Below are 257 nucleotides of genomic sequence, written 5' to 3' on the forward strand. Positions count from 1 at the left end.
GCATGCCATCAGCAGGGAAAGATCTTTTGAATTTTCTTTGATGGTACCGCAAAAAGGCTGGCCGCCAGAAAGAGATGTATACTGGAAAAACTGTCCCATATCCGTAGCTCCATCCACAAATCGTTCATTCAGCGCATGACCGATTGCCCGGTCTGCAGGACGTTTATGATGCATCCGGACCTCTTTCTCTGTCTCCGCCATAAAAATAACAGATTCCTCTTCATTAAAACAAACCTGCTTCTTGATATTCTTCCTAC

Annotated in this window: 1 pseudogene; it reads right to left on the reverse strand. The window is 44.7% G+C overall.

Features of this window, described 5'->3' with window-relative positions:
* Positions 1-257 (reverse strand): annotated as a pseudogene (locus LK536_RS58850) (RAMP superfamily CRISPR-associated protein); the annotation flags it as partial.

Source organism: Clostridium pacaense, from assembly GCF_020709765.2.
GTDB lineage: Bacteria > Bacillota > Clostridia > Lachnospirales > Lachnospiraceae > Enterocloster > Enterocloster hominis.